Source organism: Staphylococcus sp. EG-SA-2 (assembly GCF_017152085.1).
Map to the genome: position 1 here is coordinate 1 of NZ_JACYHC010000738.1, position 1,601 is coordinate 1,601.

Here is a 1,601-nt window from a genome sequence, read left to right on the forward strand (position 1 = left end):
ACCAAACCACTGCATCAAAATCATTCGTCAATAAAATTAAACAATCTGACTATGTAACTATTAAAAAAGTCGATGAAGATGAAAGCTATATTGAAGATGATGTTACTAAAAAGGAAGCTATTTTAAGCATGCAAATTCCTAAAGGTTTCTCTCAAAAATTAAAAGAGAACCGTTTAAAAGAAACGATACAGTTATATGGTAGAGATGACTTTATAGGTGGTATTGCTATAGAAATTGTTAGTAGTTCATTATATGAACAGCAAATTCCTAACATTATTTATGAACACCTTGAGGATATGAAACAGCATCAATCCATCGATGCTATCAACAAGTCCTATCATAAACATACACCTGAATCTAAAATCAAATTTGTGTCGCTTACTAAACAAGCACAACACTCTATTTCAATTAGCTTAATCTTTGCGGTGATTTTATTTGTTAGCGCTGTTCAAGTAGTACTTCATTATCGTTTAAACCAACAAGCAGCATTGCAACGATTATCACAATATCATTTAAGCCGTTTCAAACTATATAGTACTTATGTAATGACACATACGATCTTGTTATTGTTGGTACTATTGGCAGTTAGTCTATATTTGTCTCAACCACTCAGCTTAATATTTTACTTAAAATCATTGTTACTTATATTGATTTATGAGATAGGTATCGTCTTTATCTTATTCCATATTCAAACAATAAGTCATCGTTTATTCATGACATTTATATATGCACTTGCTATGGGTATCGTATACTTGATTATTTTCATGTAAAGGAGCGTAACTGATGATAGAAATTAATAATCTTTCAAAGCGTTACCGTAACAAACAGATTTTCAATCATTTAACTATGTCCTTTGATAGTAATCGTTTAACCGTATTACTTGGTGATAATGGTGCTGGAAAATCAACATTACTTCGTATGATTGCTGGTATTGAAAAAGCTAATGATGGAACTATCAACTATTTCGGCGAAAAATGGAATCAAAGACAAATACAAAATCACATCGGTTATGTGCCACAAGACATTGCGTTATTTGAACACATGACAGTGGCTGAAAACATTAAATTTTTTAAATCACTTTGTAAAAATCCAATTAATGATACAACTATCAACGAATATTTACAGCAATTAAACTTTGATGATACGTCTGCCAAAGTATCTACATTGTCCGGTGGAAATAAACGTAAAATTAATATATTAGTAGGTTTACTAGGTCAACCTCGAATTCTCATTTTAGATGAACCGACAGTTGGTATTGATTTAAAATCTAGACATGACATCCACCAACTACTTAACATCATGAAATCTAAATGTTTAATTATATTAACTACCCATCATTTAGATGAAGTGGAAGCACTTGCAGATGATATCAAGTTAATTGGCCAAGATCCTTTTTATCAACATGTTTTAGAGGACAAGCAATGGGCTTATACCTATTATTAAAACGAAAAAATCCCAAGTTGCGTATGATATTGTAACTTGGGATTTACTGTATTATCTACTTTGCAAGTATGACGTTGGGTCTACTGCATATTGATTACCGATGCCACCAGACATACGTTGGAAGTGTACGTGAGGCGCTGTTGAATTACCCGTACTAC

At 32.0% G+C, this 1,601-nt stretch carries 2 protein-coding genes and 1 pseudogene; 2 read left to right on the forward strand and 1 reads right to left on the reverse strand.

Annotated elements, in window-relative coordinates; translation table 11 throughout:
- Together IDG60_RS27510 and IDG60_RS27515 are read left to right on the forward strand one after the other, a co-directional pair.
- Positions 1-770, forward strand: a 770-nt coding sequence (locus IDG60_RS27510; RefSeq protein ID WP_206160789.1) for an ABC transporter permease, incomplete at its 5' end; no start/stop codon positions are given.
- Between the two features lie 13 nt (positions 771-783).
- Entirely contained in the window at positions 784-1,443 is a 660-nt protein-coding gene (locus IDG60_RS27515; protein ID WP_000570070.1) for an ABC transporter ATP-binding protein, read from the forward strand.
- 51 nt (positions 1,444-1,494) lie between these two features.
- On the opposite strand, the pseudogene IDG60_RS27520 reads toward IDG60_RS27515, so the two are convergent.
- Positions 1,495-1,601: pseudogene (locus tag IDG60_RS27520) on the reverse strand (M23 family metallopeptidase); the annotation flags it as partial.

Bases quoted from the DNA above. Each gene is read 5' to 3' on its own strand.
- IDG60_RS27515 (WP_000570070.1), top strand. From the start codon at position 784: ATGATAGAAATTAATAATCTTTCAAAGCGTTACCGTAACAAACAGATT.